The organism is Acidimicrobiales bacterium, assembly GCA_040219085.1.
GTDB lineage: Bacteria > Actinomycetota > Acidimicrobiia > Acidimicrobiales > JAVJTC01 > JAVJTC01.
Genome location: JAVJTC010000029.1, coordinates 191985 through 212704, shown reverse-complemented (window position 1 = coordinate 212704; position 20720 = coordinate 191985). Strand labels below are relative to the sequence as shown.

The following is a 20720-nucleotide window of genomic DNA, read 5'->3' as shown; positions in this document are numbered from 1 at the left end:
ACACCCCCCATGGACCCGACCCGACAGATGGCGTTCTTCATGGACGAGGACGCGTTCGTCGCGACAGACCGCCCAGGCTTCCGGCGGCGCGTCGTCACCGGCGACGAACTCCAACTGTGCTTCTGGCGCATCGCGGGCGGTACCCCCGGCTCGTACCTGCACCACCACCCCGACAACGAACAGCTCGGCATCATCATGCGCGGCGCGCTCGACTTCCGTATCGGCGGTGAGGAGGTCACCGAGAGGACGGTCCTGGGTCCCGGTGACTTCTACCTGGCCTACAAGGACGTCTGGCACGGTGACAGCGTCTTCGTCGGCGACGAGGAGTACGACGAGTGCTGGATCCTCGACGTCTTCGCCCCGCCCCGCGACGACCTGCGGGAGGACGCATGACGAACTGGCGACTCGCCGTCGACATCGGCGGGACATTCACCGACGTGGTGCTCGTCGACGGGGACTCCGGGCGCGTCGTCGTGGACAAGACACTGACGACCCCGGCCGCGCCCCTCGAGGGTGTCCGCACCGGCATCACCGCGCTGCTGGCAAAGGCCGGTGTCCGGCCGGCCGAGATCACCGCGCCCATCGTGCACGCGACCACTCTCATCACGAACGCCCTGATCGAGGGCAAGACGGGTCGGGCGGGCCTCGTCACGACCACCGGCTTCGGTGACACGCTCCTCATCCGTGACGAGCACCGCTACGACATGTACGACCTCCAGATCGAGTTCCCGGAACCGCCGATTCCCCGGGACCTCACCTTCGAAATCGACGAGCGCGTGTCGGCGACGGGCGACATCGTGGGGGAGCCGACACCGGCCGCGCTGGCCGAACTGACCCGCCAGCTGGGCGACGCCAACCTCGACGCCGTCGCTGTGTGCTTCCTCAACGCCTATGTCAACGGTGCCAACGAGCGCGTCGTCGCCGATCACCTCTCCGCCGAGCTCGGTGTGGCCGTCTGCGTGTCCTCGGAGGTCTCCCCGCAGATCCGCGAGTACCCCCGCATGGTCACCACGGCGTGCAATGCGGCCACCATGCCCGTGATCGGTCCGTATCTCGACGAGCTCGGAAAGTGGCTCTCCGCGGAGGGTTTCGGGGGCTCGGTGCTGATGATGCTCTCCAACGGTGGGGTGGTCTCTGCGGCCGACGCGGCCCGGGTGCCCATCCGACTCGTCGAGTCCGGCCCTGCGGCCGGTGCCCTCGCCGGGTCGTGGTTCGCCCGCCGTCACGACCTCGACCGTCTGCTGTGTTTCGACATGGGCGGTACGACAGCCAAGGCGTGCCTCATCCGCCACGGCGAGCCGGAACTCACCAACTCCTTCGAGGTGGCCCGGATCTACCGGTTCAAGAAGGGATCGGGCTTCCCCGTCTCGGTGCCGTCGGTGGACCTCGTCGAGATCGGTGCCGGGGGCGGCAGCCTCGCACGCGTCGACGGGCTCGGGCTCCTCAAGGTCGGTCCCACGTCGGCCGGTGCCGACCCCGGACCGGCGAGCTACGCACGCGGCGGAACCGAGCCGGCCGTGACCGACGCCGATGTGGTGCTCGGCATGATCGATCCCGAGACCTTCCTCGGTGGGGACATGCCTCTCGAGGCCTCGTTGGCCCGGTCTGCGCTCTCCCCGGTCGCCGAGGGACTCGGGCTGTCTGTGACCGACACGGCCGCCGGCATCCACGAGGTCGTCAACCAGAACATGGCGGCGGCGGCACGGATGCACGGTGTCGAGCAGGGCATCGACCTGCGCGGTGTCCCCCTGATCGCCTTCGGAGGCGCCGGACCGGTGCACGCCTGCGGCGTCGCCGAACTGCTCGAGAGCGACCGGGTCATCTTCCCCGTCGACGCGAGTGTCCTGTCGGCGTTCGGGACTCTCGTGTCGCCGGTGCGCATCGATCTCGCCCGTAGCCGGGTCCGCGCCCTGGGCGGCCTCGATCCCGCCGAACGCGACGCGCTCCTCGAGGAACTGCGTGAGGAGGGGCGCCGGGTACTCGCCGCGGCCGGTGTCGCCACCGACCGGATCCATTTCCGCTACGGCGTGGACGCCCGCTACGCGGGTCAGGGCAACGAGATCACGATCTGGGTGGGCGAGGGCGACCAGTGGCCGATCGACGACGCCACGCTGTTGACCGCGTTCGAGGAGGAATACCGGCGGATCTTCGGGCTCGCGATCCCCGACGTCGGTGTCGAGGTCGTGACGTGGCGGCTGTCCGCCTTCGAGCCGTCAGCAGACATCGAACCGCCGGTTGCCGACGGCGCAGGCGAGCCGACTCCGCACCGCACACGGCCGGTGCGGTTCGGGCGTGGTGAGGCACCCGTGGAGGTCCCCGTCTACCGCCGGGCGACGCTCGGTGCGGGCGCCACGTTCGGCGGCCCCGCCATCGTCGAAGAACGCGAGACGACCGCAGTCATCAGACCAGGCTGGAGCGTGACCGTCGCCGGCGACGGCAGCCTCGTCGCAACCCGTGGAGGGGAGACATGACCGACACCACGATCACTGCAGGCGGCACCAGTCGTTTCGACGCCGTGGAGCTCGAGGTTCTCTGGCAGAGCCTCATCGCCACCGTCAACGAGCAGGCCAAGGCGCTTCAGCGCTCGGCATTCAGCCCGATCGTGCGCGAGGCGGGTGACCTCGCCAACGGCGTCTTCGACCGACGGGGCCGCATGGTCGCCCAGGCTGTCACCGGCACGCCGGGTCACATCAACTCGCTCGCGCGTGCCGCCGTGGCCATGCTCGCGGAGTACCCCGCGGAGACGCTCGAACCGGGTGACGTCCTCATCACGAACGACCCGTACAAGACGGCCGGCCAGCTCCTGGACGTGACCGTCCTCTCGCCGGTGTTCCGCGCCGGGCGGCTCATCGCGTTCTTCGGGTCGACCATCCATCACACCGACGTCGGCGGATACGGGATCGGCGCAGGCGCGCGTGACGTGTTCGAGGAGGGGATCTGGATCCCCATCTGCAAGCTGATGAAGGCGGGCGAACGCAACGACGACGCCTGGCGGTTCATCTTGTCAAACGTCCGTCAGCCCGACCACATGGCGGGTGACCTCCACGCCCAGATGGCCTCGGCCGAGGTCGGTTCCCAGCGCCTCGCGGCGCTGTGTGACACCTACGGGCTCGACGACATCGAAGAACTCGCCGACGAGATCATCTCGCGCTCGGAGGCCGCCACCCGGGCTTCGATCCGGGCCCTACCGGCCGGCACCTACCGGTCCGCGGCGATCCTCGACCTCGCCGACGGCTCCACCATCGACATCGTGTGTGCGGTGACCGTCGACACCGACGCCGGTGAGATCCTCGTCGACTACACAGGTTCCTCCGATGCCAGCCGGTGGGGCATCAACGTCGTGAAGAACTACACCCACGCCTACACGACGTTCACGGTGCGGTCGGTCCTGAACCCCGAGATCCCCAACAACCACGGGAGCCTCGAGCCCATCAGGATGACCGCGCCGGAGGGCTCGATCGTCAACGCGAAGTCACCGCAGCCGTGCACCGCCCGCCACGTCGTCGGGATGTTCCTGCCCAACGCGCTCCTCAAGGCACTCGCACAGATCGCCCCCGATTCCGCGATGGCGGAGGGGTCCGGCGCCGTGTGGACGATGCAGGTGTCGGGCAACCACGACGACGGCAGCCCGTTCATCACGGCCATGTTCACCTACGCGGGCGGGGTCGGTGCCCGCGCCACCAAGTCGGGTCTGTCCGCGTGTTCGTACCCGACGGGCGTCGCCGCCGTCCCCATCGAGGTCGTCGAGGCGTCGGCGCCGATCCGTTTCAGCCGCAAGGCCCTGCGTCCGGACTCCGGGGGCACCGGAGCACAGGTCGGCGGTCTCGGACAGACCATCGAGTTCACCGTCGACACCACCCGGCCCTGGCAACTCAACGCGGTGACCAGTCGCCTCGTCGAGGCGCCCGAGGGGATCTTCGGTGGCGACGCCGGCGCGGCCGGTTCCTTCGAGGTCAACGGCGAGGCGGTACGCACCCAGTCCCGGATCGAACTCGCCCCCGGTGACGTCGTGCGTCTCGAGTTGCCCGGCGGCGGTGGCTACGGGGAGGCCGCAGCGAACGCCCCGGAGGTCGCCGCCTCCTGATGGGGACCGCCGCGCCGCCGCTCGAGCCCGTCGCATTCTCACAGGTCTGGACGGACGCGGTGGCGGCGCGCCCCGATGGGCTGTTCCTGTGTTTCGAACGGTCCGACGGCCGCGTGGCCGAGTGGACGTACGGAACCTTCGACGGTGAGGTCGCCAGGGTCGCTGCGACCCTCCACCGCCTCGGTGTCGGACCCGGCGACACCGTCCACCTCGCACTGACCAACTCGCCGTCGTTCATCGCCACCTGGTTGGCGTGCACCCGCCTCGGCGCCGCGATGGTCCCGTCGGACCCCCAGGGCCGCGCACCGGAGCTCGCCGCCCACATCGCCCGCACCCGACCCGTGGTGGGCGTGTGCGCGGTCTCGGGAGCCGAGGAGTACGGGCGGGGCGTGGCCGAGTCCGGTCACGACGTGGCCGTGGTGGCTGTCGACCCCGACGACGTCGACCTGGTCGCGTTCGACGGTTCAGAGTTCGCCGACTGGCCCGAGGTCGCCCCCACCGACCGCGCCGCCGTCATGTTCACCTCCGGCACGACCGGACGCCCCAAGGGGGTGGAGGTCACCCAGGCCAACTATGCGTTCACGGGTGCGGTGATGGCCCGGCGCAGTGGTCTTCGTTCCCACCACCGCCAGATCGTCGTGCTGCCGCTGTTCCACGCGAACGCGCAGTACTACTCGTTCGCTCCGGCGATAACGGTCGGCGCATCAGTGGCGCTCATGTCGGGTTTCTCGGCGAGCGGCTTCGTCACGCAGTGCGCCCGGCACGGCGCAACCCACGCGTCGTTGTTCGCCGCGCCGCTGCGGATGATCCTCGCCCGGGGGTCCGCTCCGGTCGACGGGGTGGTGCTCGAGAACTGCTGGTACGCGCAGAACGTCACGACGGACCAGTACGAGGCGATCGCCGACCTGTTCGGGTGCGCGCCCCGCCAGCTCTACGGAATGACCGAGACGGTTCCGGCCGTGCTCACCGAGCCCGCCGCCGACCCGGTTCCCGAATCGATGGGGATGGTGACGCCGGGCTGCGAACTCGAGGTCCACGACGCCGAGGGTCGCCCGGTACCCGACGGTGAAGTGGGGGAGATCGTCGTGGGCGGACACCCGGGGACCACCCTGTTCGCGGGATATCTCGACGACCCGGAGACGACCGCCGCGAGCTACCGCGACGGCTGGTTCCGCACCGGCGACCGGGCGGTGCGCCGCCCCGACGGGCGCCACGTGTTCGACGGCCGCCGTTCCGACGTCTTGAAGGTCGCGGGCGAGAACGTCTCCATCGTCGAGGTGGAGTCCGTGATCGCCGCGCATCCCGGCGTGCTGGAGGCAGCCGTCGTGGGGCGGCCCGACGAGGTCCGCGACGAGGTCCCCGTGGCCTTCGTCGTGGCCCGTGACCCCGAGAACCCGCCGACCTCGGACGAACTGGCCCGATGGGCCGAGGCCAGACTGGCGAAGTCGAAGCGACCCAGGAGCTTCACGCTCCTCGAGGAGCTTCCCCGAACCTCCGTCGGCAAGATCAGGAAGTTCCTGCTCGCCGACCCCGAAGCCGAGAGCACCCCCACCCCGGAGACGAGCCGATGACCGACACGACGAACCCGGCCACGGTGTTGACACCCGAGCTCCTCGCGAGCCTCGGTGAGTCGACCACGGACGTGGCCACCGCGTTCACGCTGCCGCCGGTGCTGTACACGTCGCCTGAGGTCCTCGAGTTCGAGAAGGCGGCGCTGTTCGACCACGAGTGGATGTGCGTCGGCCTGGCGAGCACGATCCCCGATCCCGGCGACTGGTTCTCGACCTCGGTGAACGACGAGCCCATCCTCGTCGTCCGCGGCAAGGACGGGTCGGTGGTCGCGATGACCTCGGTGTGTCAGCACCGCGGGATGCTCCTCACCGACGACGACTCGACCGGCAACTGCACCAAGTTCACGTGTCCGTACCACCACTGGAGCTACGCGCTCGACGGCCGCCTCCTCGGCGCGCCGGCAATGGAACGCACCGACGGCTTCGACAAGGGTGACTACGGCCTGCCGAATCTCGGCTGCGAGGTCTGGCAGGGGTTCGTGTTCGTCAATCACGACACGGCCGCTGCGCCCCTCGCACCGCGCCTGGAGCGGTACACGCCGTTCCTGGAGAACTACGACCTTCCCAATGCCGTCTGCCCCGGGACCTTCACCCTCGAGGGTCTTCCGTGGAACTGGAAGATCATGTTCGAGAACTTCAACGACGGCTACCACGCCAACCGGCTCCACCAGTACGTGCAGGACTTCTGCCCGTCATCGATGGCCGACTTCCCGGTGCCGTGGGACGACGAGAGCGGCGTCATGTTCCGTACGAACGGCTACACCCACATCGACGGCGGCTTCAACGCCACCCACCGGGCCATCATGCCGATCTTCCCGAACCTCACCGACGAGGAGCGGATGCGTTCGACCTTCGCACTGGTCCCGCCCACCCTGTGCATGGGCACCGCCCCCGACCAGGCCTTCTTCTTCATCGTGCGACCCACCGGACCGGAGACGATCGACGTCGAGATCGGCTACCTCTTCCACCCGTCGGCGCTCACCGATCCGCTGTTCGACGAGAAGTTCGCGCTCTCCGACGCCGGTGTGCAGGTCTTCGTCCGCCAGGACCAGGACGCGACGACCAAGGTCCAGCAGGGAATGCGGTCCCGGTACGCGGCGCGCGGGCGCTACTCGTGGCAGGAGGAGAGCCATGTCCAGTTCAACCGGTGGCTCATCTCGCGGTACCGGAACCACTGGCCGGGCCGTCACCTCGGAGCCGTGCCCGAGCAGGCGACGGGCTGAGGCGGGGTAGTGAAGGCTGTCCTCTATCACCGCAGTGGCGGACCCGAGGTCCTCACCTACACCGACGTCGCCGATCCCGAGCCCGGCCCGTCCGACGTCGTGATCCGGGTGGCCGCCACCTGCGTCAACCGTCTCGACGTGATCCAGCGCAACGGCTGGTTCCACCTCGAGGGGTTCACCTTCCCCCACATCTCGGGCATGGACATCGCCGGCACGGTCGAGGCCGTCGGATCGTCGGTGACGGCGGTGTCGGCGGGGGACCGCGTCGTCGTCGACCCGTCTCTGGCCGGCGTTCCCGAGGACTCGAAGCTGGCCGGCGTCGGCGACCTCTACGGCAACCTCGGGGTCATCGGTGCGACCGCTGACGGGGGCTACGCCGAGCTGTGTCTCGTCCCGTCCACGCACGTCCACCCGGTACCCGACGCGGTGTCGCTCGTCCACGCCGCAGCGTTCCCGACGACGTGGATGACCGCAGCCCATGCGCTCTTCGACACCGGCGAGCTGACCGCCGGTGAGTCCGTGCTCATCCACGCCGCGGGCAGCGGGGTCGCGACGGCCGCCATCCAACTGGCCGTCGACGCGGGTGCCACCGTGTACGTCACCGCGGGCACCACGGCGAAGTGTGAGAAGGCCCTCGAGCTCGGAGCGGCCGCGGGGACCGAGAACCGTCAGACCGACGTCGCCGCCTGGGTGAGGGCCCAGACCGACGGGCGTGGTGTGGACATGGTCTTCGACTTCATCGGCCCCGCGCTGTGGGAGGCGTCACTGAACTCCCTGGCGATCCGGGGTCGGCTCGTCAACTGCGGGAACACGACCGGTGAGGAGGTCACGATCCCCTCGCTGTCGCACCTCTACCACATGGGCCTCAGGATCCTGGGCTCCGACGGCTACCGGCCCGGGGAGTTCGGGCCCGTCTGGCAGAAGTACCTCGACGGCGACTTCGAGGTCGTGATCGACAGCGAGTACGCACTGGCCGAGGCCGGGGCGGCCCAGGAGCGCCTGCTCGCCAGCGAGCACTTCGGCAAGATCGTGCTCCGTCCCGGTGACTGAGGCATCCGACTCGTGACGGGGATTCTCCGCGGTGGCTGACTCGCCCTACCCCGAGCTGAAGAAGCGGCACACGATGGCCCACACCGGGCGTCCGTGGACCGATCACAAGCCGCCCTCTGCCGCGCCGGTGTGGGCCGCCGTCGAGGGCCTTGCCCGGTACCACAGCCTCGTCGCGGCACTCGAGCTCGACGTGTTCGACGTGTTGGCCGACGTCGGGCCGGCCGAGGTGACGCCGCTCGCGACGAAGCTCGATGTCGACGAGGCGAACCTGGGGGCCCTGCTCGACGCGCTGGTGGTCCAGGGCTTCCTCGAACAGATCCGTGACGTCTACGACCTCAATGACACGGCGCGCCGGTACCTGTGTTCCGAAGGCGCCGCCACGATGGTGGACCTGATCCCCGTCGCGCCCGGCCCGGCGGAGAACTGGACGCGGTTGGCCGACACCGTCCGCAACGGTCGGCCCGCCACGCCCGTCGACGGTGACGGGGTCGACCCCGCCGAGTTCTACGTTCCACTCGTGGAGGGCACGTTCACGACCATCCACCGTGCCGCCACGCGGGCGGACCTGCGCATCGGCTACAGCCGACTGAGGGCGCCGAAGGTGCTCGACCTCGGCGCGGGTGGCGCACCCTGGTCGATCGCGATCCTCGAGGGCTGCCCCGACGCGACGGCCGTCGTGAACGACTGGCCGGGCGTTCTCACGGTCGCCGAGGCGAAGACCGCCGCTCATGGCGTCAGCGAACGGGTGCAGTTCCGCCCGGGCGACTACCACGAGATCGAGATCGAACCGGGCGCGTACGACATCGTCGTGCTCGGCCACGTCTGCCGGACCGAGGGCCCGCGGGCCGCTGCTCTCGTCGCCCGGGCCTTCGGTGCGCTGAAGCCCGGCGGACGGCTCATTCTCGCCGACTACTTCGCCGACAACGGGCGCAAGCTGAACCCGCACGCGGTGATCATGGGCTTGACGATGGCGGCGAGCACCGTCGAGGGCGGGCCGCTGACGGCCCGTGGTGTGCATTCGTGGCTCCACGAGGCCGGGTTCGAGGCCATCCGGATGATCGAGCCGATCGGCTTCCAGTTCGCCTACGTCGCCACGAGACCGGGAGCAGTTGACTCATGACCGAGGACACGATCCCCACCGCCGTCGACACCATCGTGCGCGGTTGGTACGTGGTGACGATGAACCCCGACCGCGATGTGATCCGTGACGGCGCCGTCGCGATCCGCGACGGTGAGATCGTCGCCGTCGGCCCCCGCTCGCAGATCACGGCCGCCTACACCGCCGCGCAGACCATCGGCGACGACCACCATGTGGTCACGCCCGGCATGGTCAACTCCCATATCCACGTCACCGGTGAGCCGCTGACGAGGGGCTACGTCCCCGACGACACACCGTTCGAGGAGAACGTGTTCGTCTGGCTCTGCCAGCTGTATGCGGCCTACACCGCGCCGGAGGAGCGCCTGTCCGGCCAACTCGCCGCGGCGGAGATGCTGCGCTCGGGCACGACGACGTTCCTGGAGGCCGGGACGATCCGTTTCCTCGACGAGGTGATCGACGGGCTGACCGAGATCGGGATCCGGGGTCGCGTCGGTCCATGGGTCTGGGACCTTCCCCCCGAGCCCGACGTGTACCGCCAGAACACCGACGAGGCGATCGAACGCCTCCGCTCGTCGTTGGCATCGCACCGCGACGGCCTGGTCCAGACGTGGTCGATCCTCGTCGGGCACACGACCGCCTCCGATCCGCTCTGGCGTGCCGCCCGGGATCTCGCCGACGAGTACGGGACCGGCATGAGTTTCCACATGTCACCGGCGGAGTCCGACCCCGACGGTTTCGTCGCAGAGTTCGGACACCGGCCGATGATCCATCTCGCGGAACTCGGCGTCCTGCGCGACGATGTCGCGATCACGCACTGCGTCCGGGTGGACGACCGTGAGGTGGCGATCATGGGTGAGGCGGGTGTGAGCGTCGCCCACTGCCCCACGACCGCGCTCAAGGTCAGCTACGGGGTCACGCAGGTCGGCAAGATGCCCGAGATGGTGCAGGCAGGGGTCAACGTGGCGATCGGCACGGACGGGAACAACGCCTCCAACTACTCGGACCTGATGCGTGCGACGTACCTCGTCGCCGGGCTCTTCAAGGACGCCAGGACGGACCCGCAGATGTTCCCTGCCGAGAAGGCCTACGAGATGGCCACCCTGGGTGGGGCCAAGGCGATGGGCGCCGAGGCCGACATCGGTTCACTCGAGGTGGGCAAGCGGGCCGACGTCGTGCTGCACGACACCGACCGACCGGAGTGGCGACCGCTGCTCAACGTCGCGAATCAACTCGTCTGGTCCGCGGACGGGCGCGGCGTCGACACGGTGCTGGTGGACGGCCGGGTGGTCGTCGACAACGGACACCTGACGACGCTCGACGAGGAGCGGATGTGGGCCGAGGCCCAGGTGGCGGGTGAGGCCATCACCGCCCGGTCAGGTCTCCCCGACAAGGCGAAGTGGCCGGTCCTGTGAGCCGGCAACCGATCGACCTCGAACGGAGCGAGCCATGACCGCCGACTACGTCGACGACGCCCTCTACGAAACGCTGCACGCCCTGGCCACGGTTCCGCCGGTGGGTGCCCCCCGGGCCGACCTTCGGCCCCTGGTCGAGAGCATCGTGTTCGAGGAGGCCCGCCTCCTCGACGACCACCACTACAGGGAGTGGCTGGCGCGCTTCGCCGACGAGTCCGTGTACTGGGTTCCCGTCGAGCCGGGGCTCGACCCCCGCGACGGCGTCGCGTACTTCTTCGACGACCGCAGTCGTATCGAGGACCGGGTGGCGCTGCTCGAGACGGGGTGGGCCCACGCACAGGTGCCCGCATCGCGGACATGCCGCAGCATCGCGACGGTCGATGCCTGGCCCCTCGACGACGGGGGACTGTTCGTGCGGTGTGCCTCGACGGTGTGGGAGTACCGTCACGAACGTGCCACGGCGTTCGCGTCGACCAACCGTTTCGTGATCGACGAGGCCGACGGCGACTGGCGGATCCGGGTCAAGATCGTCACTCTGGTGAACGCAGGTGGGGACGTCCCCCCGTTCACGTTCATCCTGTGATGTGGCGAGCCGCGGTGCGGACGCGGCCCCGTGATGGCTGTCCCGACCAGACCCGAACGCCGAGACGAATCATGACTGACACGGCGATCCTCGAGGAGATGACCCATGAGTGAGACAGTGGCCCTCGAAGGGCTCGTGCAGCCCGGGCGTGTCCACCGGCGCGCCTACACCGATCCGGACGTCTTCGCCCTGGAGATGGACCGTGTCTTCGGCGGGACCTGGGTCTACCTCGGCCACGAGAGCCAGGTCCCCGGCCCCAACGACTTCCTGGCGACACACCTGGGCCTGCGTCAGGTCCTCCTCACCCGCGACGCCGACGGCGAACTGCACGCGCTGTTCAACCGGTGCTCGCACCGTGCGTCGGTCGTCTGTCACGAGCAACGGGGGACGGCGAAACACTTCCAGTGCGGCTATCACGGCTGGACGTTCTCCAACCGGGGTGCTCTCGCCTCGGTCCCGTATCCCAGCGGCTATTCCGACAGCGGCTTCGACAAGGACGACCGTGGGCTCCGCCAGATCCCCCGACTCGCCAGCTACCGCGGCCTCGTGTTCGGCACACTCAACCTCGACGCCCCCGGTATCGGGGAGTGGCTCGGGGCTGCTCGGGGGCCACTCGACTACTTCATCGACCGCGTGCCGGGCGGCGGACTCGAGGTGCGCAACTGCCAGCGGCTCGTCTTCGAGGGGAACTGGAAGCTCGCGTGGGACAACGCCGGCGACGGCCTGCACCCCACGTTCGCCCACCGCTCATGGGTGCTGATGAACGAGCGCCGGTTCGGCGAGGGGAAATCGCTCGGGCAGTTCAAGAACAGTCCCGACACCACCGGGATGTACGGCGAGGACCTGGGCAACGGCCACATCATCGTCGATCAGCGTCCCGGGATGTCCCGGTCGTTCTGGGAGACGCAGCGCCCGGTGCCGGGCAAGGAGATCTTCGGCGAGATGATCCGGGATTCGAGCCCAGGGGACGCGGCCGAGGTGCTCGAAATGGTGCCCGGCAGCATGATCAACCTGTCGATCTTCCCGAACCTCCTCGTGAAGGGGAACCACTTCGAGGTGGTCCAGCCGCTCGCACCGGACCGGACGCGGCTCAACACCTGGGTGGTCGCCGGTCGCGACGTCCCCCGGGAGGTCAACATCCTGCGGATGCGGATCGCCGAGGACTTCGTCTCGCTGGGCAACCCCGACGACCTCGAGCTCTTCGAGCGGTGCCAGAGGGGCCTCGCCGTCGGGGAGGTGGAGTGGGTCGACATGTCCAAGGGTCTCGGGGACCCCCTGGAGGCCGCCACCGACGCCGGCACGACGCGTGCGCCCGTGACCTACGAGACGCCCATGCGCGGCTACATCGACCAGTGGCGACGTCTCGTCGAATCCGACGTCGAGCTGACCACGGTGCTCGACGGGGACGTCGACCGTGAGATCGTGGATGGACCCGCGGACGGCGGCGTCGCCTTTGCGGGATCGGAAGCGGCGTCATGAGCCGCCGTCTCGTCGAACGGGTCGAAGTGCCCCGGTGCTACGGTCGTGCGGTCGAGGCGCGCCTCGGGCAGCACGTTCGCATCATCACTCCCGACGGGCCGCAGGTCGCCGACACGTCGTTCGTGGCCCTCGACAATCCACGCGAGGGATACCACGCAGGCCAGACCGTGGCTCTCAACATGTTGGCCGGCACGGGGACGATGCGTCGCCTGACGACGCTGTGGTCACGCCCTCCCTACGAGCGCCTCATGCTCACCGTCGTCGACGACCCTGTCGGCGTGCACTTCGCCTGGAACGGTGGCCGGTGCTCCCGGGGGGTCTACGACGTGCGCGACGGCATCGCATCGGGACACAGAACGTGTCAGGAGAACCTCGAGGAGGCCGTGGCCCCCTGGGGGATCGAACCCGACCTGGTGCCCGACGTCTTCAACATCTTCATGAACACCGACGTCATCGACGAGCGCGAGATCGTCTTCAAGCCCTCGCTCGCGGGCCCGGGCGACCACATCGAGATGAAGGCCGAGATCGACGTCCTCGTCGTCGTCTCGGCGTGCCCGAGCGAGACCTCGGCATCGAACGACCACGACCCCAAGCGCCTCGTCATCGAGGTCTGGGATGTCGACGACCAATGACCCACCACCACAGGAGACGGCAATGACGGTTCGCATGATCAGGAAGGCGCAGGTCGCGTCGAGTGACCGCGCACGGGTGCAGGGTTGGATCGCGGAGTACACGGCGTGCCAGCGGTCCCATGCCTCCGACGGCGTCGGGATCGACGCGTACATGGAGGCCTACGGCGCGTACGGCGTCGCCTACTGGACGGTCGACGCACCCTCGCTAGGTGAGCTCGACGCGTTCCTGGATTCGCTGACCGAGCAGTCCGACTACCTGGAGATCCTCAAGAAGGGTAGTGACCTGTTCGTCTCGGGCATGACCTCGGACACCCTGCTCAAGAAGATCGGCTAGGCGACGCGACACCCGGGGCGGGTTCCGGCGGCCGGTGTGACCGGGAGACGACGGTCATGGACGAGCTGACCCCCGAAGCGCCGTCGGCCGAGGACGCAGCGGTCATCGAGGCCCCCACAATCTGGAGTGGCGGCCTGCTCCCCGTCACGCTGGCCAACCTCACGATCGTGGCACTCGCCGCGTTCGACGGGCTGGCGGTGACGGCGGCGCTGCCCTCCATCGCGGAGGACCTGGGCGACGTCGGGCTCTTGCCGTGGGTCATCACGGCCTACTACGGGGCCTCGGCGATCGCGGTCATCGTCGCGGGTCCACTCATCGACGGATTCGGCGTGCGGCGCACGTTCCGGCTCACCGTCGTCTGGTTCCTCGTGACGTCGCTGATGTGCGCCTTCGCGCCGAACCTGCCGCTGCTCGTGGCCGCCCGGACGGCCCAGGGGCTCGGCGGCGGTCTCGTGATCACCGTCGCCTTCGCGTCGGTCGGTCTCGCGTACCCCACGAGGTTGCGGGCGCGGGCTTTCGCCGCGAACTCGCTCGTGTGGGGCACCCTCGGCCTCGGTGGGCCTGCGCTGGCGGGCGTGGTCCTCGAGGTCACCAGCTGGCGGATCGTGTTCCTGTTGCAGGTCCCGCTCACGGCGGCCGCGCTCGTCGCCGGGTGGACGAAGCACCCCCGCACGCGCCTACGACCCACCCGTCCCCACGTGGACGTGGTCGGGATCGTCCTCCTCGTGGCGCTGACCCTCATCACGCTGATCGGGTTCGCCCAGGTGGGGGTGCGGTGGTGGGCGGTCGGCGTCGCAGCCGCCAGCTCGGTCCTCCTCGTCGCCGCGTACTGGGCGCATGCGGGGCGCAGCGCGGAGCCGGTGCTCCTGCGGCGGCACCTGGCGGCCACGCCCATCCGGTTCGCGCATCTCACCGCGGCGCTCGTGCTGACAGCCGGTCTCTGTATCGACAGCTACCTGCCTCTCTACATCAACCTCGTCGAGGGCCGTTCCATCGGCTTCGCCGCGGCGACGGTCGTGTTCCTGACGATCGGATGGAGCTCGGGGTCGGTGGCGTCGAGCCGCCTGCTCGATCACTACAGCGAGGCCCAGGTGATCATGGCCGGCTCGTCCATCATGATTCCCGCCCTCGTCGGCGGCGCGGCCTTCGTGTTCGCCTCGGTGCCGATGTGGTGGCTCTTCGGGACCTACGTCATCACCGGGCTGTCGATCGGGCTGGTGTCGACCTCGGGGCTCACGTTGCTCCAGAAAGGGTCGGTGGCGACCGAGATCGGACGCGTGAACGCCGCCCACCAGTTCGTGCGCACCCTCGGCATCACCTACGGGGTGGCGCTCGGTGGTTCGGTCCTGTTGTTCGTCGTCGCCCGGCGTACCGGCGATGTGGAGGTCGTCCGCTCGCTCCTGGCCGGCGACGAGGCGGCCGATGTCGCGGGTGCGACCCGTGACGCGGTCGCGTCCGGTCTGGCGTGGGCCCATGTAGCGGGCGCCGTGGTCGCGGTGGCGGCGCTGGCGGCGGCCATCACGCTCCTACGACATAGCCCCTCGGACGCCGACGACGAACGGGTCTCGATCTAGCTCAGGAGTCGTTCTCGCGCAGGATGTCGCGCCGGTGGCTCAGGAGTCGTTCTCGCGCAGGATGTCGCGCCGGTGGCTCAGGAGTCGTTCTCGCGCAGGATGTCGCGCAGGTGGCTCAGCAGGCGGATGTGCTTTCGGGTGTCGAGCTCGGCCACCTCGACCAGGACGGCCCACAGCTCGTGTTCAGCGCCGTCGTGTTCCCAGCGCTTCCGCAGTTCCGCGAGTTCGGTCTCGTCGGCCTTCTCCATCTCCAGGAGTCGTTCGGTCGCCTCGAGGAGATGGGCGGCATCGGAGGCCGTCGGGCGCGCCGTCGGCACATTCGGCTCGATGTCGCGCCACTGGATCGTCGACTCGAGCGAGTTGCGGATACGCCCGAAGATGTCGTGATGGCGCCGCTCGTCGTCGAGGATCAGCCCGATCAGGTAGGTAGCGACATCTTCCGGTCGGTCCTCGACGAGAGCCGCGAGGGAGTCGATCGCCTTGGACTCGGTACGGAGATGGCCCTCGAGGTAGCCCGAGAGGGCGTCGAGACGGCTCGGAACGGTCATGGGCCCACCCTCCTCGTCGCTACCGTTTTCACTTCAGTCCCCGGATGAACGGTTGGGCGAGCGCTGCGGGCTGGCGCGTCCTGTGGGCGAAGATCGCGACCGTGGCGATGGTCACGATGAACGGCAGTGCGGACAGCAGCTCCGGGCTCGCTTCGTGGCCGAGGGTCGGCAGTGTGAGGCGGAACGAGTTGACGGCACCGAACAGGAGGCAGCCGATGATCGCGCCCCGGAACGTCCACCCTCCGAAGATCACCGCCACGATGGCGATGATGCCCTGCCCGCCGACGATGGTCGACTCGAACCGGCCGATCTGGCCGAGGACGAGGTAGCCGCCGCCGAGGCCACTGGTCAGGCCCGAGACGTACACCGCCTGACGCCGCAACTTGTTGACGTCGAGTCCCGACACGTCGGCGGACTGCGGGTTCTCGCCGACGGCGCGCACATCGAGACCCCAGCGGGTCCTGTACAGCACGAACCAGCACAGCGGCACGAGTGGGTAGATCAGGTAGAGGGGCCACGGTTGTTCGAAGAGGGCGCCACCGATCAGCGGGATGTCGGCGAGGCCGGGCACCGCGAACCTGTGGGCGGCCCGGGAGACGGGCTCGATGTTGGAGTCCAGGAAGCTCGTCAGACCCAACAGGAGGATGTTGAGCGTCAGGCCCACCACGAAGGTGTTGGCCGTCAGGCGGTGCGACAGGTTGCCGTGGACGATCGCGACCGTCAGGCCAGCGCTGGCCGCCATGCACAGGCCCACAGAGACCGAACCCGTGAGGTCGTAGCCCACGGCGCTGGCGAAGGCCCCACCGAGGACCATCCCCTCGACGGAGATGTTGAGCGTTCCGGCGCGTTCCGCGATGAGCTCACCGACGGCCGCGAACACGAGGAGCGCGGCGAAACGCACGGTCGCCTCGTAGGCGACCTCGTTGGAGAGGACGTCGCCGGCTGCTCCGAAGAAATCACCCATGTCGTGGCAGACCTCCCGGGGTCATGTTCGTGCCCTCGTCGCCGCGAGCGCCCGGCGTCGTTGGCGGATGAAGAGGATCGCAGGGGGTATGAGGAAGGCGAAGACGAGCAGACCCTGCACGATGTCGGTGATCTCGCGTTCGACGCCCGTGGCGGCGAGGAAGCCGGACCCGGTCCGCAACATGGCGAACAGGAGCGCGATGGGAATGACGGCGATCGGGTTGCGTCGGGCGATGAGGGCGACGAGGAGGCCGTCGAAGCCGATGTTGACTGCGAATCCGGGGGCGAAGCGGTAGTTCCCGAAGTCTCCACCGGCGAGCATCATCGCTCCCGCCAGGCCGGCGAAGCCACCGGACAGCAGCATGGCGGTCATTCCGAACTTCGTCGCGGAGACACCGGAGCGCTGCGCCGTGCGGGGATTCTGGCCGAGCACGCGGATCTGGAATCCCCACACCGTGCGGGTGAGGACGATCGTGACGATGAGCGCGAGCACGAGGCCGACGATGACCGAGATCGGGAAGTCGTTTCCGAACAGCGTGACATGGGGGAGCCGCATGTCGGTCGCCAGCTGATCGCTGTAGACCGCCCGGTTGGATCGTCCCTCGTCGAAGCGGGCGAGCAGGATCCACGTGTAGTTGAGGCCCCAGCCGGTCAGCTGGGCCGCGACGGTGACGAGTAGAAGTGACGTCAGGACCTCCGGCACCGACCGCCAGTACTTCAGGGCGCCGGCGATGCCGGCCCAGATCGCGCCGGCGGCTACGCCGGCGAGAAGGATCGCGATGAGGCCCAGCACGCCGGGCCCCCCGATGCGGCTCGCCAGGAAGGCGGCCATCGCTGCCCCGATGATCAGCTGACCCTCCTGGCCGATGTTGATCAGGCCGGCCCGGGCGTTGATGGTGGTGCCGAGAGCGACCAGAAGCAGCGGAGCGGCCACGCCCAGGGTCGAACCCCAGCGCCCGGGGGCACGGAGGGAGCCGTCGAGGAGCGCGTTGAGGACCTCGGTGGCCGAGCCGCCGGTGGTTGCGACCAGGACCACGGAGATCGCAAGTGCCGCCAGGATCGAGACGCCGTAGATGACGAGTACCTCACCCGCACCCTTGAGGCGCGACGGGGCGGCCGGCGACGATTCCGTGTGTCCGGTGGGATCTTCTCCGGAGGCTTCGGGAGTCGTCTCGTCCGACTGAGTGGCCGTCACGTCACGGCCTCCTCTGCCTCGGTCACGCCGCCCATCAACATCCCGAGGCGTTCGAGATCAACCTGGTCCCGTCTCATCTCGCCCACGATGCGGCCGCGGGACAAGACGACGATCCGGTCCGCGAGATCCATGATCTCCTCCAGTTCACTCGAGATGAGGAGCACACCGACCCCGTCCTCGGCCGCCTGTCGCAGTTGTTCACCCATGTACTCGATGGCGCCGACGTCGAGGCCACGGCTGGGCTGCGCCGCGAGGAGCACCTTCGGATCGTTGCTCAGCTCCCGGGCGAGGATCACGCGCTGCTGGTTGCCGCCCGACAGCGACCAGAACGGTGCGTCGGGTCCACTCGTCTGGATCTGGAACTCCTCGATCAGGTCACGTGCCCGTTGCCTGATCGTCGAAGGGTCGAAGAAGCCTTTCCTGGCCAAACGGTGGGGGTCGACGACGACGAGGTTCTCCGCCACGGACATCTCGAGGACGCAGCCGGAGTCATGGCGGTCCGCGGGGATCACGGCGATGCCGGCCCGGGCCATCGCCCCGGCGCGACCGATCTCGACGGGTCGTCCGTCGACGCTGACAGAACCGGCCTCGACGGTCTCGAGGCTCGAGAGCAGGTTCGTGAGGGACTCCTGCCCGTTTCCCTCGACCCCGGCGACGCCGACGATCTCTCCGGGATGGACCACGATGTCGAGGCCGTCGAGCTTGCGCACACCCTCACGGTCCACGGTCACCACGCCGCTGATCTCGAGTACGGGCCTGCCCATCTCCACGGACTCGGCGGTGTCGTGAACGTCATCATCCTGTGTGGTTGTCGTGACGACCCCGAGGGCTCCCCCCTCTGAGCGCAGCGACACCTCGCGGCCGACCATCGCCCGGGCGAGGGTCGGAGCGTCGGCGTCGGCGGTGGCCATGCGCTCCACCACCTTGCCGGTGCGCATGATGGTGACGCGGTCGGTGGCCCGCAGGATCTCGTCGAGCTTGTGGCTGACGAGGGCGACGGCCTTGTTCTCCTCGCTGACCGCGCGCCGTAGTACTTCGAACAGACGCTCCGACTCGGCGGGGGTCAGGACCGACGTGGGTTCGTCGAAGATGATGATGTCCGGATTCCGGCGCAGACACTTGATGATCTCGACCCGCTGTCGTAGGCCCGCCGGAAGGTCGGCCACGCGGGCGTCGGGGTCGACGCCCAGGCCGTAGTGCTCGCTGATCTCTCTCACGCGTCTGCGTGACCCGACGGGGTCGAAGCGCCCGGCCTCTCCGAGGGTGACGTTCTCCCAGACCGTGAGGGCCTCGACGAGGCTGAAGTGCTGGTGGACCATGCCGATCCCCGCCTCGGCCGCGTCGAGTGGATCCTCGATCTCGGCCCGGTGACCGTCGAGGAAGATCCGTCCGTCGTCGCGTGGCACGAGCCCGATCAGGATCTTCATGAGCGTGGACTTGCCCGCGCCGTTCTCGCCGAGGATCCCGTGGATCTCGCCCCGGTGGAGTTCGAGATCCACGTGATCGCAGGCGACCACAGCTCCGTAGCGCTTCGTGATGTCGTCGAGGTGGACGGCGGGGGCCGGCGTGGCGCCGGCCCCCGCGTCCGATGTGACTGCGGTCATCGAGTGTTGATCAGAAACCGTACGCTTCGGCTGCGATCTCGAATAGCTGGTCGGCGAGTTCGCCGGCGTACAGCGGCGCCAGGAGCTCTTCGAGCCGTTCCTGCTGCTCGGGAGTGGCGTCGCAGATCTCCACGCCGGCGACCGAGTCGGGGCCGTCGACCTGGAAGACGTACTGGTCGCCCTCGTCGAGCTCGCCCGCCACGATGAGCGGGAAGACGGCCCGGATGTAGTCACCGCCGTCGAACTTGATGGCGAGATCCCAGTCGAGGTCGCTGTCCCGGGTGCAGACGTCGGAGGCTCCGGCGCTCATCGTGATGAGGCCCTCCTCGTTGGCCAGCTGGATGATGGGCTCGTGCGCGCCCCCGAGGTAGGGGTAGATGGCGTCGGCGCCCGCATCGACGGCCACGTTGAAGGCCTCCGTGGCCCCGGCCACGTTGTCGAAGTCGAACGGGAACGCCCCCGTCGGCACGTAGGTCAGGGTGAACTCGGGGTTCACGGCCTCGAGTCCCAGGCGGAACGCGAGTTCCGTCTCGACCTCGAAGTCGGCGGCGCTGCCGCCGAGCATGTACACGGAGTCGCCGCCGCTGTCCTCGAGCAGGATGCCGGTGGCCACACCGGCGGCGTACTCGATGGCACCGCTGTCGTCACGGGAGGTCGCAAGACCCGGGGTTTCCGGATAGCCCGCACCACAACGGCAGTACCAGAAGATGTCCGGGTACTCCTGCACGAGGTCGGGTGCGGCGTCCGCGGATTCGCCCGATGCGATGATGATGATGTCCACGCCCTGTTCGGCGAGGTTCGAGAGGTCGGTGCCGGACTCGTTCGGGTCGATGTTGTCGATGACGATGATGTCGGACCAACCCTGGCTCTCGGCGAACTCTCGGGCGCCGTTCACGGCCGCCTCGTAGTACGCGCCGTCGTCACGGGGTCCGGCCGTGCCGATACCGATCACGACCTCGCCGTCGCCGTTGGCGTCGAACTCCATGTGCATGGGCTCTTCGCCGTCGTCGGTCATGGGCTCTTCGCCGTCGTCGGAAGGCTCCGAGGTGCCGTCGTCGCTGGGTTCTTCGGTGCCGTCGTCGGAAGGCTCCGAGGTGCCGTCGTCACCACCCGCCGAGGTGTCGTCGTCGTCGTCGCCGCACGCGGCGGCGATCAGTGAGAATGCGGCCAGGATGGCCAGTAGGAGCATCAGCGGATGTCGTTTCAATTTTCCCTCCGGAATGTCGTGCGTGATCACGGTTCTTGCGGTGCCACTGCTGCCGGGACCGGTGGTCCACGGCGCCCGCGTGGCGGTCGCCTGTGATCTGCTTTGTCGAATTACCACTCTCGCGTGCCCGACGGTCATTGCCGTCGCGGCGCCACAGTACGT

Annotated in this window: 18 protein-coding genes; 13 read left to right on the top strand and 5 right to left on the bottom strand. The window is 68.8% G+C overall.

What is annotated here, in order from left to right; translation table 11 throughout:
- Nucleotides 1–9: 9 nt before the first annotated feature.
- The 13 genes from RIE08_13240 to RIE08_13180 all read left to right on the top strand — a co-directional run bounded on the left by RIE08_13240 (nt 10) and on the right by RIE08_13180 (nt 15041).
- Nucleotides 10–393 (top strand): cupin domain-containing protein, encoded by a 384-nt coding sequence (locus RIE08_13240; protein ID MEQ8718570.1) that lies wholly within the window; start codon nt 10–12, stop codon nt 391–393.
- Nucleotides 390–2471, top strand: coding sequence for a hydantoinase/oxoprolinase family protein (locus tag RIE08_13235; GenBank protein MEQ8718569.1), 2082 nt, complete (start codon nt 390–392; stop codon nt 2469–2471). Before RIE08_13240 ends, RIE08_13235 begins: the two co-directional genes overlap by 4 nt.
- Nucleotides 2468–4084: a hydantoinase B/oxoprolinase family protein gene (locus RIE08_13230; protein MEQ8718568.1), complete on the top strand. Its 1617-nt coding sequence runs from the start codon at nt 2468–2470 to the stop codon at nt 4082–4084. Before RIE08_13235 ends, RIE08_13230 begins: the two co-directional genes overlap by 4 nt.
- Nucleotides 4084–5655, top strand: a complete 1572-nt coding sequence (locus tag RIE08_13225) for an AMP-binding protein (GenBank protein MEQ8718567.1) — start codon at nt 4084–4086, stop codon at nt 5653–5655. Before RIE08_13230 ends, RIE08_13225 begins: the two co-directional genes overlap by 1 nt.
- Entirely contained in the window at nt 5652–6878 is a 1227-nt protein-coding gene (locus RIE08_13220; protein MEQ8718566.1) for an aromatic ring-hydroxylating dioxygenase subunit alpha, read from the top strand. The genes RIE08_13225 and RIE08_13220 overlap by 4 nt, the downstream gene beginning before the upstream one ends.
- Nucleotides 6879–6887: 9 nt before the next feature.
- Nucleotides 6888–7928 carry a zinc-binding dehydrogenase gene (locus tag RIE08_13215; protein MEQ8718565.1) on the top strand — a complete coding sequence of 347 codons (1041 nt, stop codon included), beginning with the start codon at nt 6888–6890 and terminating at the stop codon, nt 7926–7928.
- Between the two features lie 31 nt (nt 7929–7959).
- Nucleotides 7960–9048 carry a class I SAM-dependent methyltransferase gene (locus RIE08_13210; protein ID MEQ8718564.1) on the top strand — a complete coding sequence of 363 codons (1089 nt, stop codon included), beginning with the start codon at nt 7960–7962 and terminating at the stop codon, nt 9046–9048.
- Nucleotides 9045–10439: an amidohydrolase family protein gene (locus RIE08_13205; GenBank protein MEQ8718563.1), complete on the top strand. Its 1395-nt coding sequence runs from the start codon at nt 9045–9047 to the stop codon at nt 10437–10439. The genes RIE08_13210 and RIE08_13205 overlap by 4 nt, the downstream gene beginning before the upstream one ends.
- A gap of 34 nt (nt 10440–10473) precedes the next feature.
- Nucleotides 10474–11022, top strand: coding sequence for an aromatic-ring-hydroxylating dioxygenase subunit beta (locus RIE08_13200; protein MEQ8718562.1), 549 nt, complete (start codon nt 10474–10476; stop codon nt 11020–11022).
- Between the two features lie 105 nt (nt 11023–11127).
- Nucleotides 11128–12501: a Rieske 2Fe-2S domain-containing protein gene (locus RIE08_13195; GenBank protein ID MEQ8718561.1), complete on the top strand. Its 1374-nt coding sequence runs from the start codon at nt 11128–11130 to the stop codon at nt 12499–12501.
- Nucleotides 12498–13133, top strand: coding sequence for an urea carboxylase-associated family protein (locus tag RIE08_13190; GenBank protein MEQ8718560.1), 636 nt, complete (start codon nt 12498–12500; stop codon nt 13131–13133). Before RIE08_13195 ends, RIE08_13190 begins: the two co-directional genes overlap by 4 nt.
- 22 nt (nt 13134–13155) lie before the next feature.
- Nucleotides 13156–13467 carry a hypothetical protein gene (locus tag RIE08_13185; protein ID MEQ8718559.1) on the top strand — a complete coding sequence of 104 codons (312 nt, stop codon included), beginning with the start codon at nt 13156–13158 and terminating at the stop codon, nt 13465–13467.
- Between the two features lie 56 nt (nt 13468–13523).
- Nucleotides 13524–15041 carry an MFS transporter gene (locus tag RIE08_13180; protein ID MEQ8718558.1) on the top strand — a complete coding sequence of 506 codons (1518 nt, stop codon included), beginning with the start codon at nt 13524–13526 and terminating at the stop codon, nt 15039–15041.
- 77 nt (nt 15042–15118) lie between these two features.
- Here RIE08_13180 and RIE08_13175 read toward each other — a convergent pair whose 3' ends face one another.
- The 5 genes from RIE08_13175 to RIE08_13155 are packed head-to-tail and all read right to left on the bottom strand — an operon-like array spanning nt 15119 to nt 20540.
- On the bottom strand, nt 15119–15589 hold the full coding sequence (locus tag RIE08_13175; GenBank protein MEQ8718557.1) for a hypothetical protein: 471 nt from the start codon (nt 15587–15589) through the stop codon (nt 15119–15121).
- 28 nt (nt 15590–15617) lie between these two features.
- Entirely contained in the window at nt 15618–16553 is a 936-nt protein-coding gene (locus RIE08_13170) for an ABC transporter permease (GenBank protein MEQ8718556.1), read from the bottom strand.
- A gap of 21 nt (nt 16554–16574) precedes the next feature.
- Nucleotides 16575–17747: an ABC transporter permease gene (locus RIE08_13165; protein MEQ8718555.1), complete on the bottom strand. Its 1173-nt coding sequence runs from the start codon at nt 17745–17747 to the stop codon at nt 16575–16577.
- A complete protein-coding gene (locus RIE08_13160; GenBank protein ID MEQ8718554.1) occupies nt 17744–19351 on the bottom strand; it encodes an ABC transporter ATP-binding protein in 1608 nt (535 codons plus the stop codon). Before RIE08_13160 ends, RIE08_13165 begins: the two co-directional genes overlap by 4 nt.
- 10 nt (nt 19352–19361) lie before the next feature.
- Nucleotides 19362–20540 carry a BMP family ABC transporter substrate-binding protein gene (locus RIE08_13155; protein ID MEQ8718553.1) on the bottom strand — a complete coding sequence of 393 codons (1179 nt, stop codon included), beginning with the start codon at nt 20538–20540 and terminating at the stop codon, nt 19362–19364.
- Between the last annotated feature and the right edge of the window lie 180 nt (nt 20541–20720).